This is a genomic window from Clostridium sp. ZBS15, assembly GCF_023845705.1.
Taxonomy (GTDB): Bacteria; Bacillota; Clostridia; order Clostridiales; family Clostridiaceae; genus Clostridium; species Clostridium aquiflavi.
The window spans coordinates 81,853-97,723 of the sequence record NZ_JAMQHY010000014.1; the positions used below are offsets into that span (position 1 = coordinate 81,853).

Here is a 15,871-nt window from a genome sequence, read left to right on the forward strand (position 1 = left end):
ATAAGAGCAGTAATTAAATTGTAATGTTATAATAATATTATAAATTCAATATTTAATTAAGATAGGAGGTAAGTATATGGAAGAATATTTAGAATTTTTTGATGAATATGAGTCTGATAAAAAAAATTTTAATACAGCAGGATTATGTATAGAAACCAAGCATTATATGGTTAATGTAGATAATAAAATTAAGAATATTATTAAATTAATTCAAAATGATTCTTATTTTGTAATCAATAGACCTAGACAGTATGGAAAAACAACAATACTTAGTAGACTTGAAAAAATATTAAAAACTAGATATAAGGTTGTTAGTTTAGATTTTGAAGGATTAGGAAATGTATTTGAATCAGAGCAAAGTTTTTGTAGATATTTTATAAATCATATAAATTCTTCTCTTGAATTGGACTTACCTATAGTTTTTGAATTTTTAGATTTAATTAATATTATAAAGGAAATTACAAATGATACAGATATTATATTAATTATTGATGAGGTGGATAAAGCTTCAAATAATAAGTTATTTTTAGATTTTTTAGGAATGCTTCGATCATTATACTTATCAAGAGCTAAAGGAGATAGTAATACATTTAAATCTGTAATATTAGCTGGAGTTCATGATATTAAGAATCTTAAAATAAAATTTAGAGATGCTACAGATATAAAGTATAATTCACCTTGGAATATTGCAGTAAAATTTGATGTGGATATGAGCTTTAATGAATATGAAATAGGAACTATGTTAAGTGAATATTCAGATGAAAATAAGCTAAATTTTCATATAGAAAATTTAAGTAAGGAAATATATAAATTCACAAGTGGATATCCATTTTTAGTAAGTAGAATCTGTCAAATAATTGATGAAAATATATTAATAAATAGAGATACTACCTGGAATAAAATTCATATTCAAAAAGCTATAAAAATATTATTACAAGAAAATAATACATTGTTTGATGACTTAATAAAGAATATGGAAAATAACAATAATCTATATGAATACCTGTATAATTTACTTATTTTAAATGTAACATCTATTTTTAATATAGACAACCCAATTATAAATTTAGGGGTTATGTTTGGATATTTAAGTAAGGATGAAAATAATAATACTATTGTATCAAATAAGATAATAAGAGAAAGGATTTATAATTATTTAGTATCTAAAACTGATAGTAAGATAATGTCTAAGTACAATTTTAAAGATAACTTTATAACTGAAAATAATGGACTTCACATGGAAAAAATACTTTTAAGATTTCAACAGTTTATGAAAGAAAATTATAGCACAAGAGATACTGAATTTTTAGAAAGACAAGGAGTTTTACTATTTTTATCATTTATAAAACCAATAATAAATGGTGTGGGTTTTGACTATAAGGAAGTACAGATATCAGAAGAGAGAAGGCTAGATATAGTAATTCAATATAATCATAATAAATATGTTATAGAAACAAAAATATGGCATGGAGACATAGCACATCAAAAGGGATTAAAACAGCTTAAAAATTATTTAGATATAGAAGGTTTAGATAAAGGATATCTTTTAATATTTAATTTTAATAAAAATAAGGAATATATAAATGAAAAATATAGTATAGATAAAAAAGAAATATTTGAAGTTATAGTATAGAGATAGACTTGTTGAAGTCTATCTCTATTTTTTATAATATAAGGTTATAATAATAAAAAGAATATCAATTTAAATGGGGTGACAGTGATGAATTTTAGAAAATTAAAGATATTTTATGAAACAGCAACTGAATTAAATATGACTAATGTAGCTAAAAAATTATATATAAGTCAACCTTCAATAAGTCAGGCTATACATGAGATAGAAGATGAGTTAGAAGTTAAATTATTTGATAGAATAGGTAAAAAGCTATATTTAACACATGAGGGAGAAATTTATTTAAACTATACAAGAAGAATACTTAATTTATATGATGAATCTATAAGAACTATTAATGACATAAATACAAACGAAAAGGGTAAGATAAAAATAGGTGCTAGTACAACTATTGGAATATACATATTACCGGATATAATAAAAGGATTTCTTAAAGAGCATAGTGGAATAGAAATTTCTCTAGCAATAGATAATACTTCCAATATAGAAAAAATGATATTAGAAAATAAAGTTGATTTTGCTTATATTGAAGGAACAACTAATTTAGATGAAATAGTTCAATCGAAAATATGGGAAGATGAACTTATATTTATATCTAGTTTAAATCATCCTTGGACTAAAAAAGAAATGTTAAGTAAAAAAGATATAATAAAAGAAAAACTTATAATGAGAGAACAAGGAAGTGGCACAAGAGAAATAATAGAATCATATTTAAAAAACAATAAGATAGATTATAGGATTTTTATGGAACTTGGTAATACTGAAGCAATTAAAAAAAGTGTGGAAGCTAACTTAGGAGTTAGTTGTTTATCTTCTAGAAGTGTAGACGAAAAAATCAAAAGTGGATGTTTAAAAGGGTATAGGTTAAAAGAAGGAAAAATAAAGAGAGATTTAAGACTTATACATCATCGTGATAAATTCCTAAGTAAAAATATGAAGAATTTTATAAGTTATTCATTAAAATAATATATAAGTAAAAGCCTATTAATATCATATTATAATAAGTATTTCATTTTCAATCTCAAATTTATTATAATTAACTCGAGCAAAAGAAAGCTGTTGAAAAAACAGTGATTTAGAGGTGATTGTTAATGAAAGAAAAAATAATAGATATTATCCCAGGACTTTTAATATGCATAATTATAGCAATACTCGGAAAAATATTAGGTAGTTTTTTTCCTTCTATTGGCGGAGCGAGTTTTTCAATAATTTTAGGAATTATTTTAGGAAATACTATATTTAATAAACCTAAATATGATAAAGGTTCTCAGTTTTCAGAAAAAGACCTTTTATCATATTCAATAGTACTTATGGGAGCAACAATAAGCTTTATGGAAATAAAATCACTTGGATTTAGAGGGGTTTTATTTATAGCAATCCAAATGACTTTTACAATATTACTTACATATTTTGTTGGAAAAAAATTAGGATTTTCTAAAAAATACTCATTACTTATGGCATCTGGAAATGCGGTATGTGGATCATCTGCAATAGCAGCAGTAGCACCAACAATTAATGCAGATTCTAAAGATAAGGCAATTTCAGTAACTATTGTAAACTTAACTGGTACAATATTAATGTTTGTAATTCCACTAATTACAATGACAATATATAAAAATAGTTTAACACAAACATCAGCAATGATTGGAGGAATTTTGCAATCAGTTGGTCAAGTAATAGCGTCAGCTAAATTTATAAACGAAGATATTGTTACGTTAGCAACCATATTTAAAATAATAAGAATAATATTTTTAGTTGTTGTAGTTATTGCATTCTCTAGAATTAAAGTTGATGAAAATGAGAATATGTCAGAAAAAGCAATAATTGAAAGAGAAAAAAAAGCTAAAATTAGTGTTCCTTGGTATATAATAGGATTCTTTATATTCTGTGTAATAAATAGCTTAGGATTTGTACCTGACTCAATTCAAAAGTTATTTAAATTAATAAGTAGTAATTTTGAAATTATTGCACTAGCTGCAATTGGTATGCGAGTTAAGTTTGATGATTTAATTAAAGAAGGACCAAAATCAATGATGTATGGATTAATAGTTGGAAGTTTTCAAATAATATTTGCTCTTACATTAATAAGATTTGTACTTTAAAAATAATACATATGTGAATTTAATCAGTAAAAACAAATTAAGATATTTTATTAAAAATATAAAGCAAAAAAACTAATAATTTTTATTTAAAGTTATTAGCTATTTTACATTAATATGATAGACGACTTAAGAGAATGATATAAATTAAAATATATCAGAACTATATAAAGTTGTATATATAATATAAGTAATGTATAATATTTATAAAATTTATTTAGATAAAAGATTAAAAATCATAGTGCTTTTAATCTTAGTATTCCTAAGTTCAATTACTTAGTTCACTTTGCTTATTCATATATCAACACTTTTCTAAAGTAGAGTTTAATTAAAAAAAATGGTGTAAACAGCTTTACACTATCATCTAAAACAAGGGGGCAATTAAATGGAAAAAATAAAAATGTCTAATCCATTAGTTGAAATTGATGGAGATGAAATGACAAGAATAGTTTGGGGAATGATAAAGGATGAGTTATTAAATCCATTTATCGAATTAAATACAGAATATTATGATCTAGGTTTAGAAAATAGAAATGCAACAGATGATAATGTTACAGTACAAGCAGCAGAAGCAATAAAAAAACACAGAGTAGGAGTAAAATGTGCAACTATAACTCCAAATAGCGCAAGAGTGAAAGAATATAATCTTAAAGAAATGTGGAAAAGTCCAAATGGAACTATTAGAGCTATTTTAGATGGAACAGTATTTAGAGCACCTATTATAGTTGATGTAGTTAAACCTTACGTTAGAACTTGGAGTAAACCAATAACAATAGCTAGACATGCTTATGGTGATATATACAAAGCATCTGAAATGAAAATAGAAGGTAAAGGCAAATGCGAACTTGTATTTACAGCTGAAGATGGTGAGGAAAAGAGAGAACTAATACATAACTTTAATGATGATGGTATCGTTATGGGGATGCATAATATAAATAAATCAATTGAGAGCTTTGCAAGAAGCTGTTTTAATTATTCAATAGATTTAAAACAAGATTTATGGTTTGGAGCTAAAGATACAATCTCAAAAAAATATGACCATACTTTTAAAGATATATTTGAAGAGATTTATGAAAATGAATATAAAGAAAAGTTTGAAGCACTAGGTATAAAATATACTTATATGCTTATAGATTCAGCAGTGGCAAATGTAATAAAATCACATGGTGGAATGATTTGGGCTTGCAAAAATTATGATGGTGATGTTATGAGTGATATGATTGCAGCAGCATTTGGATCAATAGCTATGATGACATCAATACTAGTTTCACCAGATGGAAATTATGAATATGAAGCGGCTCATGGAACAGTTCAAGATCAGTATTATGATCACTTGAATGGGAAAGAAACTTCAACTAATTCTATAGCAACAATATTTGCATGGAGTGGTGCACTTAGAAAAAGAGGAGAGCTAGACAATAATAAAGCATTAATTGATTTTGCAAGTAAGCTTGAAGCTGCATCTTTAAAAACAATAGAGAACGGAATAATGACAGGTGATTTAGCAGCAATTGCAATTCATGATAATATAAAAAAGGTTAATACCTTTGAATTCATAAAAGAAATAAGAAAGAACTTAGAAATAAGTTTATAATAATGTGGGGATACATACCTTATAGAGGAATGTATCCCTTTATAGTTATATAAATAATATCTAAGGTGGTAAAACAGCACCTTAGATATTATTTTTTTATTATTTAGGAATTTATATTATTAANNGATAACTTTTAAAATAATGTCTTTTAAAGGCAAATAGTATTCTTTTATTTAATAAAATTATGGAAATATTACAAAAAAATAAAGTTATGGAATAAAAATACGAAAATGATAAAGAATTCTTTTTTTATTATACAGAATAGAATTGGGGAAAGAAATATGGATGAAAGAGTAGATGAAAAGATATTAGATTTTATCAATGCAGCAGAAGAAAAGGAACTTAGAAAATATATCACAGAAGGATTAGTTAAGATAAATAATAAATTTTATGAGTTTGAAGAAACAGAATTCTTTGATGGAGCTTTAAAAATGTATATACCAAATACATTTGAAGATATGCCTATGGAAGCAAGAAAATTTAAATATCCATCAGAAAGCAGACCTGAAATAATAAAATGCAATGAAGATGGAAGTATTGCAATAACAGTAAAGTTCATAGACAGTCCTTTAGATGATGATCATATAGAGGAACTAAAGGGCATCATGAAATTAATAACTCAAAGATTAAATCCAGCAAACATATATTTTGATGAAGATATTATAGATGTAGATAAAAAGAAAATTGGATATTTTGATTACAAAAGTTCTGCCATAGACGATTTCCTATATAATATTATGTTCTTTTTAGAATTCCAAGGGAAAACATTAATGGGTACATTTAGTTGCAGTTATAGTGAACATGAACAGTGGAAGGACGATGTTGTATTTCAAATACTTAAAACAATAAAAATAAATAAAGAAGTATGCTCAGAAAATAATTAAAGGGAAGTGAGAATAAATGAGTATGGAATATGTATATACACAGGGAGATATATTAATAGAACCTTATACATTTTTAAAAATTTTAGAGTTAAAAATAGTTAAAGAAATAAATGAGCATGGAAAATTTTATATAAAGGGAATTATATCAGAGGAAATATCCGATGAATATGTAGAGAAAACAGGAAGTTATAACATAATAAAGGCATCATTAAAGGATGATAAAGAAAATATAACGGAAATTTTTAAAGGGATAGTTACAAATATATCAATAGATACTTTTAATAATGTAAGAATTTTAGAAATAGAAGCACAAAGCCAAACATTTCTAATGGATTTAGAAAAGAAAAGTAGAAGTTTTCAAGGTGAATGTTTAACATATTCAGAAATTTTTAATGATATAAACAAAATTCATAATGCTCAAATGATAGATTATGTAACAAATAGCAAAACCATTGATAATATGGTTGTTCAATATAATGAAACAGATTGGGAATTTTTAAAGAGGTTAGCATCTCATTTTAATACTGTGTTAATACCAGAATGCAGATTAGATGGAACTAAATATTATATAGGAGATGATGGACCGAGCACAGTATATGAGTTAGATGAATTTAATTATTCTGTAAATAAAGGCATAAAAGAGTACAAGCTAAAATCAAGGGAAGGTAGCTATGAATTAAATGATATGAATTTTATTAGTTATGAAGTAGTTACTAATAGAATTTTAAATTCACTTACTTCAGTTGCTTTTAAAGGAAGAAAGTTATTGATATGTAAAAGTGAATTTACCTTAGTTAAGGGATTACTATTCAATAAATATATATTAAAAGATAAAGATGGGGCAAAGGTTAAAAAATTATTTAATGAAAATATATCAGGCGTATCTTTAGAAGGCTATATACTTGATGTTACTAAAGAGTTGGTTAAAGTTTCACTTAAAATTGATGCTTATTCAAATACAAAAGAAACAACAATTTGGTTGCCATACTCAACAGTATTTTCATCACCAGATGGAACAGGATGGTATTGTATGCCTGAAATTGGAGATGCAATAAGATTATATTTCCCAGATAATATTGAAAGCAATGCCTATGCTATAAGTTCAGTTAATCTACAATCAAGTAATTCATCTAAACGTAGTGATCCGTCTGTAAAAAGTATTGGAACGAAATATGGAAAAGAAATAATAATGAGACCAGGAGCTATAGACGTTATTTCAGGAAACAATTCAATGTGCTTAAGTGATAATGGTGGAATATCTATAAATAGTAACAAATCTATATCAATGTCTGGATCTAGTGTAAACATAAGTGGTGGTTATGTATCTATATCTGGTGGCGGTGGTGTCACAATATCTCAAAATGGAGCAAAACTAAAAATAAAAGATGACATAGTTATGAGTGGAGGTAAGATTAACACACAATAAAGTCTTACTGCATAGGAGAGAAAAATTAATGATAATTCCAGTAGATAAAGAAAAAGTATTACAAGAGTTTAATGAAAAATATGTTAAAGAAAGATTTAATGAAGAACACTCAAAGATATATGAAAAATTTAATAATAATAAGGAATCTACAAAAAAAGAACTCATAAGTAATTTTGATCATGTTTGTAAAATTGCAAATAGTCTACAAAACAAAAGTTTAAAAGGAAAAATACAATATATCTATATATCATATCTAAGAACAAATATAATGCAAAATAGTGGGATTTATAGAATTGATATGTATGATGATAAATGGTTTTTAGATAAAGAAGAATGTAGTGGAAATATTAAATTATCTTTTATATATGAGCCACTTTTTAAGCATAGCAATGAATTATTAGAAAAAAGAAAAGAATATGGACGTACCATAACAGAAATGGATATTGAAAAGATAAAAATTAGTGAAGGAAATAAATATAATGGTATAGCCATTGATATTTTAGAAAGTATTGTATGTGATTTTTTGAATTGTGAATCATACAAAGAAATGAAAAAGAGTGAAGAAATAATGATATTTGTTGGTGAATATAGAGATGAAGTCAAGATTATATATGAAAATTCACCATCAAAAGAGGACTAAGAAAGGAAATATATATGGATTATTTTTTATTAAAACAAGATAAAAGATACTCTAATACTCCACAAGTTTTAAACTTATTTAAGAATTTTAATACTAAAAATTTGAATTTAGTAAGAGCAGATAATATTGAAGATAATAACCTTCTTTATGTTAAATCAGCACAAGGAATTGAGTATTTGGATGTTCTTTATACCCCAATGTTTTTAGTTTCAGAAGACTTGCAAAAGATATTATCAAAATATAATTCTAATATAATTTTTAAAATGATTGCATTAACTGATTATAAAAAATTAGAGCAACATATTTATTATTTGCCTATATTTGAAGAAGTACAAGCTTTAAGCGAAGAATCAGAATTCAATTTAAATAAAAGTGTAGTTAAAAAAATAGTGTTAGATGAAAATAAAATTAAAAATAAGAAAATATTTAAAGTTAAAGAAAGTGACCAAACGTTAATCGTTATTAGATTAGATGTAGCAGAGAGCATATTAAGACGTAATTTTAATGGAATTTTATTAGAAAAATTAGAAGTGAAAAATAAATAATTGATGGAGGGGAGAGCATGGCAGTTTACTATGTAGTAAGAGGAGCAAAAATGAAGTGCAATAAAGGAAGTAATGAAAGAAAGATAAACATTCCTGTAAGTCATGGAAGTTATGCAAATGGTAATCCAATATTAAATAAAAAGGACAATACAGAACAAAATATAAGTTATTTTGGAGTATGCGAAGAAAAGGGATGCTTTGTAGAAAAAACTGAAATAACAGTAATAGATAAAGATGGAAATATAAAAACTGGGATAAAGTGTGTACCACAAATAGTTCATGATTGGATAAAAACTAAAGGTGATACTATAGTAGAAGGCGAACCAGCACTTACAACAGATTCAGTAATATATTGCTGTCGTGGCGGTAATATAACTTTTGTAACTAGTGGACAAGAAGGTTAATAGCAAGGAGGTGACTTGAGTTATTATGGAAGCAACAAAAAAACTAAAAGTAGAATGTCCATATGAAATACTTAAAATAGAAGATATTAAAATTTTCTGCAAACCTAATGAACATGGAAAAGTATATTTAAAATGCTTAATAGATGATAGCGTAAATTTTAAGTATTCTATAGAAGCTTCCACAAATGATAAAATATGTGTTTATGAAGAAATAGAAAACACAGACTTAAATAATAATGAAAATACATCAAATGAAGAAAAAAGAACAATAATATTTAATGGAATAATAGAGAATATTAAAACAACTAATATTAATGGAATATATTATTTAGAATTAGAAGGTTCATCTAGTAGCTCATTACTTGATATTGAAAAAAGGACAAGATCTTTTCAAGATATAAATATGAGTTATGATGAATTAATAAATGAAATCCTAAAAAATTATGAAGGATATGGATTTGCTCAATGCATGAATAGACCTATGAGTATTGAAAAGCCACTCTTTCAATATAAAGAAACAGATTATGAATTTTTAAAAAGAATAGGAAGTTATCTAGGTTTAGAACTAATCTGCGATGTAGTAAATACAAATAATATAATTTATTTTGGAAAGCCTAGCTTAAAATTTTATGCTTTAAATAATGAAATTAATTATAAGGCAAGTAAAGATTTAGAAAAATATTATAAAGTCTTAACTTTAGGGATTGATTTCCATGATACAGATTTCTTTTATTATGAAGTAATGCTTAGAGAAAAAATGGACATTGGAGATTTAATAAAATTTAAAGAAAGAGATTTTTATATAAACCAATATTATGGACAAATGCATAATAGGGAATTAATATATAAATATAGGTTTTGTAGAAAAAATGGAATTTGGCAAGAAAAAATATATAATGAAAAATTAAGTGGTATATCCATAGAAGGAAAAGTACTTGCAGTAGATGGAGAAAGGGTAAAGCTCCATTTAAATATAGATGAAACCCAAGATATAAGCAAGGCATCATGGTTTAAGTATGCCCCACCAACAGGAAACATAATGTATGCAATGCCAAACATAGGAGAAAGCGTAATGCTTTATTTTCCTAATAGATATGATGAACCTATTGTAACTGGATGTGTAAGAAAAAATGGAAATAGCTGCTCTAAAATATCAAACACAAATAATAGATACTTTTCAACTGAAAGTGGAAATAATTTAGACATATTACCAGGAGCCATTAACTTCTATAGAGGTGGAATGAATGTCAACTTAAATGATGAAAATGGAATTAATATAAGTAGCTCAGGAAATTTAAGCTTAGGAGCATCAGGAGGAATAAGCTTAAGTGGAGGACGTGTATCCATAAGTGGAAGTAATAAAGTATTAGTTCAAAAAAACAAATCAAGTTATATTTCACTTGAAGGAGAATGCTATAATCAAAGTAATGCAGTATATGAAAATGGAAGCTGTAGAGAAACATATGAACCATTTACAGATGATGAACCAACAGCCGGAGTTCAAGAAGCATTAGCAGAACTTGAATATAAAAATGAATTATTATCGTTAAGTATTCTTGGAAGTAATGTAATGCTAAATGTTGTTATGCAGAATGATATGTATAATGGTATACCCAAATCAGGAGTAGCATTAAAAAATAGAAGTGATATTGAAGTATTTGATTCAAAAAAAGTATATAAAGGGACACTAGTAAAGACTCAAGCAGGTGATGATGAATTTATTTTAGGAAAGGCATATCCTACATGCAATGGGAGTGTTTTTGTACCTGTAGATGTTAATCTTGCTAGTAAGCATACAGGATCATTCAAGAAGCATTTACAATCATTTGGTAATGCGTTTATGGGAGTAGCAACAAAAGGATACTATGATACTTTAGCTTTAGGTGCTTCATTGGATGGAATACTTAGTTTTGATCAGGACAAAAGACTTAATGCTATGAGTGCAAGTGCTGAATATACAGAAGAAGGAAAAAAAGCAAATGAATATTATAAAAATAAGTCTCAGTATAAGCAGGCATATGATGCATATAGCATAGATATAAATTTATTCATGGCAGTAAAAGGTATAGGTAACATATGTAAATCACCTGGGAATATATCTAACATGGGTGGTGGTTCATTACCAATATTAAATGGTACAAAAGGTACATTGGCAATATCTAGCTCTGTTAAAATAGCTGATATAGGTGTAGTAGTAAGAACTGGAATTGGTGGAGCAGAATTAGGACTTGGAGCTTATAATTTTTCAAAAGGTTCAAATAACGGAAGTAGTAAAGAAACAGATAAAAATAATAATGCTACCAATAAGAAAAATTATGAGAAAGAAAGTAGTTCAAATAATAAAGGTAAAAATATAGAAAATAAAGTTCAGGGGAATGAAACTAAAGTTAATAATGGAGCTAGGTATGGAAAACAAAAAATTTCTGATAAATTATATAACAAATTAAGAAGAAGAACTCCAACTACTGAAATTAGGGATATGGTAAATGAAGGGGTAAACTTACCTATGGATGATTTTGCTTTACCAGGAAAACGAATTACTAGTAATTTGGAAGCAGATCATATAGTATCTATGAAAAAAATAGTTAAAATGGAGGGATTTGAGAAGTTGTCATATGAACAACAGTTAAGTATATTAAATTATGAGGAGAACTTTATAGGTTTAAGCAAGATAGCTAACACATCTAAAGGATCAAAATCTTATGAAGAATGGATATTGTATAAAAAAGGTGATATTGAAGTTGATTCTGAATTTAGGAAAAGAATGATTAGAATAGAAAGGGAATTAGAAGGAAGAATACAAAGGCTAATAGATGATTTTTTAAAATAACAAGGAGTTGATATAAATGATTAATGAAGAAAAAATAAAATTTTTAAATAAATATACATTGAATAAAAAACTTTCAATAAAGATATTAAATGTTGATGAAATTAACAATTTAGAAGAAGGCCTAATTCCATGTGAATGGAGAGAAGCTTTTAATGAAGTAGAAAAATCAGAGAAAATAAAAAAAATATTAGAGATATGGGAAAAAAATGTGAAAGATGAAATGAGTAATGTAATTTCTTTTTTCAAGGAGTTTTTATTAGATGTAGAATTTATGAATGTAGGAAATAAGTACTCTATTTTATATTCTATTAAAAATTCAAATGGGAAAATATTATATTATGAAGGTGGGAATCCTAAACATAATTTAAAGAATGAGTATTTGAAGAAATCATGGAATAAAATTCCTGGAAAACTTAGAGCTTTTTATGAAAATGTCCATAATGGTTTTTATTATTATCCTAGCAAAAGTATGGGGCTTAGCTCTCTTGAAAATGTAGTATATTTAGATGATTATGAATGGGGAATTATTGATGATATAGGAAGTCAAAATCTTAAAATTGATTTAGGATCATCTTATGGTTTTTTTAGTAATGGTATGGGAACATATGTGGTTATAGATTATAACAATTGCGATAATGATAATGCAACTTTATGGTCTTCAAAAGAAGATCCAGAATACAATATTAAATTTTGGGATACAGTAGATGAGTGGACAGTTATTGGATTTGAATAATTAAAACTAAAATTATTCAGTGAATCTAACGGATTATTTAGTTATGATAAAAACATGATTAATGAAAATAATTTAGATGAATAAAATTTAATAAAGTTTATAGGAATATAAATAAAGTTAATTTATATTCATCACTGCATAATATTAATAATGCAGTTAAATATATAATGAGTCAGTTGAAATAGATTGGCTCATTATTTTTTTCCGTTCAATTAGATTGGCAACAAATGATGAAGAAAATCTAATCAATAGCAGTACCTTTCTTAAGCAAGGCATCATGGTTTAAGTATTCTCCACCAACAGGAAACATAATGTATGCAATGCCAAACATAGGAGAAAGCGTAATGCTTTATTTTCCTAATAGATATGATGAACCTATTGTAACTGGATGTGTAAGAAAAAATGGAAGTAGCTGCTCTAAAATATCAAATACAAATAATAGATACTTTTCAACTGAAAGTGGAAATAATTTAGATATATTACCAGGAGCCATTAACTTCTATAGAGGTGGAATGAATGTCAACTTAAATGATGAAAATGGAATTAATATAAGTAGTTCAGGAAATTTAAGCTTAGGAGCATCAGGTGGAATAAGCTTAAGTGGAGGAAGCGTATCCATAAGTGGAAGTAATAAAGTATTAGTTCAAAAAAACAAATCAAGTTATATTTCACTTGAAGGAGAATGTTATAATCAAAGTAATGCAGTATATGAAAATGGAAGCTGTAGAGAAACATATGAGAAATTTACAGATGATGAACCAACAGCCGGAGTTCAAGAAGCATTAGCAGAACTTGAATATAAAAATGAATTATTATCGCTAAGTATTCTTGGAAGTAATGTAATGCTAAATGTTGTTATGCAGAATGATATGTATAATGGTATACCCAAATCAGGAGTAGCATTAAAAAATAGAAGTGATATTGAAGTATTTGATTCAAAAAAAGTATATAAAGGGACACTAGTAAAGACTCAAGCAGGTGATGATGAATTTATTTTAGGAAAGGCATATCCTACATGCAATGGGAGTGTTTTTGTACCTGTAGATTATGATCTTGCTAGTAAGCATACAGGATCATTCAAGAAGCATTTACAATCATTTGGTAATGCGTTTATGGGAGTAGCAACAAAAGGATATTATGATACTTTAGCTTTAGGTGCTTCATTGGATGGAATACTTAGCTTTGATCAGGACAAAAGACTTAATGCTATGAGTGCAAGTGCTGAATATACAGAAGAAGGAAAAAAAGCAAATGAATATTATAAAAATAAGTCTCAGTATAAGCAGGCATATGATGCATATAGTATAGATATAAATTTATTCATGGCAGTAAAAGGTATAGGTAACATATGTAAATCACCTGGGAATATATCTAACATGGGTGGTGGTTCATTACCAATATTAAATGGTACAAAAGGTACATTGGCAATACCTAGCTCTGTTGAAATAGCTGATATAGGTGTAGCAGTAAGAAATGGGATTGGTGGAGCAGAACTAGGTCTTGGAGCTATAATTTTTCAAAAGGTTCAAATAACGGAAGTAGTAAAGAAACAGATAAAAAAATAAATTTCCAAAAGAAAAGTGTGGAATCTTCTATCAAGCAAGTAAGAAGTATCCAAACTTAAAGATAATTGTTACTTCGGAAATTGATAATAGTGTTAAAGTAAATGGATTAACATCATTTATACTAAAATATGGAAAAATAATAGAATGATAGGAGAGAGAATGTATGGAATTACAACGTTTAGGTAAATTAAAAGATGAAATAAAAGTTGGGTTTGTTATTACTATTGCAGAAAAAGTTTTTTCTAAAATCAATAAAACTGATGATAGGTATGTAGATGGACGAGACGCATTAAATAAATGCTGGACGTGGGTTGAAAATAATGGAATTTCAGGAGATGATTTATATGAGTTGATTGATAATGCTGAATGTACAGGTATATCTGAGTTTGTGGAGGATGAAGAAGATTTAAACATTGCGAGATTATGGTCTTTATTAGTAGATACTGTTAGTTATACATCGTGGATGGCATATAAAAAAGAAAATACAAAATATTTGCCACAATCATTAGAAGGTATAAAAGAAGAGAGTTTTATAATTCTAATAGAAAGTGCAATTGAGACTAGTTTCATTACAAAAGATGAAATTATAGTATTTGAACAGCAGCTTTTATCTAATTATCAAATAAGTGATGATAAGATAGCAATTATTAGAGATGATTTTATGAAAAAAATTATGAGTGCTTATTAATTTATCAATATTGGTTAAGAATGTGAAATTATAAAATGAATAACTATAATTTAATTTTATTAAATTAATTAATAAAATTAAATTTATTTAATGAAAATGCTGAATTTGCTCCATCTATGAAAGTTGGAATTGAAGGAAATGGGAAGTTAATCGATTTTCCATATGAATTTAAAGAGACACAATTAGATGGAAGTAAGATTAAAGTCGATGGATCTGTTAGTTTAATGAGTGGAGATGTTGGCCTTATGTTTGATAATGGAGAAGGAAAATGTGAGGCAATTGGATCTTTTGGAAAAGTATCAATTTCCATGCATGATATAAAAGGTGGAATAGATACATCAGCAAAGGCTGAAGGGTATTTGGGAGCACTTGGATTTAAGACAAAAAGAGATTTTATAAATGGAAATTGTGAAGTAGGAGCAGCAGAAGTAATTGGCGGAAGTTTTGGCGTAGAAAGTAAAAAAAACAATGAATAGATAATGGAAAGAACATATCTATTATATTTAATAAAAGGGGTTATTAAATGAAATTGGTTAGTTTATTAATAAAAAAATTGCATAAGAAAAATATTATATTGAGTGTAGTTTTAATAAGTATGTTTGTTATTCTAAATGGATGTAGTTTCAAGGTGAATATTGGAAATCTTAATGAAGAGGATGAAAAAAATATAATTAGTAATGAACAAAGTGAAATAGAAATTGATAAAGATGAAGTTTTACCTTTAGGAACAGTAGTGTTATTAAAAAATTCAAATAGAGAATTGGTGATAACAGGTAGAATGCAAAGGATAGCATCTGACTCAAATGAAAAAATATGGGATTATTCTGGATGCG

At 26.6% G+C, this 15,871-nt stretch carries 15 protein-coding genes; all 15 read left to right on the forward strand.

Annotated features, from left to right (window positions below; genetic code table 11):
• Window positions 1-76 precede the first annotated feature (76 nt).
• The gene (locus tag NG904_RS07320; RefSeq protein WP_252213556.1) at window positions 77-1,633 is read left to right on the forward strand and encodes a GxxExxY protein; all 1,557 of its coding nucleotides are present in this window, start codon (window positions 77-79) and stop codon (window positions 1,631-1,633) included.
• A gap of 87 nt (window positions 1,634-1,720) precedes the next feature.
• Window positions 1,721-2,596, forward strand: a complete 876-nt coding sequence (locus NG904_RS07325; protein ID WP_252230778.1) for a LysR family transcriptional regulator — start codon at window positions 1,721-1,723, stop codon at window positions 2,594-2,596.
• 125 nt (window positions 2,597-2,721) lie between these two features.
• Window positions 2,722-3,732, forward strand: a complete 1,011-nt coding sequence (locus NG904_RS07330; RefSeq protein WP_252230780.1) for a YeiH family protein — start codon at window positions 2,722-2,724, stop codon at window positions 3,730-3,732.
• A gap of 382 nt (window positions 3,733-4,114) precedes the next feature.
• Window positions 4,115-5,323 (forward strand): NADP-dependent isocitrate dehydrogenase, encoded by a 1,209-nt coding sequence (locus NG904_RS07335; RefSeq protein WP_252230782.1) that lies wholly within the window; start codon window positions 4,115-4,117, stop codon window positions 5,321-5,323.
• Between the two features lie 281 nt (window positions 5,324-5,604).
• Window positions 5,605-6,207, forward strand: coding sequence for a hypothetical protein (locus NG904_RS07340; protein WP_252230784.1), 603 nt, complete (start codon window positions 5,605-5,607; stop codon window positions 6,205-6,207).
• 16 nt (window positions 6,208-6,223) lie between these two features.
• Window positions 6,224-7,633 (forward strand): contractile injection system protein, VgrG/Pvc8 family, encoded by a 1,410-nt coding sequence (locus tag NG904_RS07345; RefSeq protein ID WP_252230786.1) that lies wholly within the window; start codon window positions 6,224-6,226, stop codon window positions 7,631-7,633.
• Between the two features lie 28 nt (window positions 7,634-7,661).
• On the forward strand, window positions 7,662-8,273 hold the full coding sequence (locus tag NG904_RS07350; protein WP_252230788.1) for a hypothetical protein: 612 nt from the start codon (window positions 7,662-7,664) through the stop codon (window positions 8,271-8,273).
• A gap of 14 nt (window positions 8,274-8,287) precedes the next feature.
• A complete protein-coding gene (locus tag NG904_RS07355; RefSeq protein ID WP_252230790.1) occupies window positions 8,288-8,818 on the forward strand; it encodes an imm11 family protein in 531 nt (176 codons plus the stop codon).
• Between the two features lie 17 nt (window positions 8,819-8,835).
• The gene (locus NG904_RS07360; protein WP_252226898.1) at window positions 8,836-9,222 is read left to right on the forward strand and encodes a DUF4280 domain-containing protein; all 387 of its coding nucleotides are present in this window, start codon (window positions 8,836-8,838) and stop codon (window positions 9,220-9,222) included.
• Between the two features lie 25 nt (window positions 9,223-9,247).
• A complete protein-coding gene (locus NG904_RS07365) occupies window positions 9,248-12,052 on the forward strand; it encodes a hypothetical protein (RefSeq protein ID WP_252230792.1) in 2,805 nt (934 codons plus the stop codon).
• Between the two features lie 16 nt (window positions 12,053-12,068).
• Window positions 12,069-12,785, forward strand: coding sequence for an SMI1/KNR4 family protein (locus NG904_RS07370; protein ID WP_252230794.1), 717 nt, complete (start codon window positions 12,069-12,071; stop codon window positions 12,783-12,785).
• 344 nt (window positions 12,786-13,129) lie between these two features.
• The gene (locus NG904_RS07375; RefSeq protein ID WP_252230796.1) at window positions 13,130-14,350 is read left to right on the forward strand and encodes a hypothetical protein; all 1,221 of its coding nucleotides are present in this window, start codon (window positions 13,130-13,132) and stop codon (window positions 14,348-14,350) included.
• 163 nt (window positions 14,351-14,513) lie between these two features.
• Entirely contained in the window at window positions 14,514-15,038 is a 525-nt protein-coding gene (locus NG904_RS07380) for an Imm6 family immunity protein (RefSeq protein WP_252230798.1), read from the forward strand.
• A gap of 116 nt (window positions 15,039-15,154) precedes the next feature.
• Window positions 15,155-15,514, forward strand: a complete 360-nt coding sequence (locus NG904_RS07385) for a hypothetical protein (protein WP_252230800.1) — start codon at window positions 15,155-15,157, stop codon at window positions 15,512-15,514.
• Window positions 15,515-15,561: 47 nt separating this feature from the next.
• The coding region (locus NG904_RS07390) for a DUF4176 domain-containing protein (RefSeq protein ID WP_252230801.1) at window positions 15,562-15,871 on the forward strand (310 nt) is incomplete at its 3' end.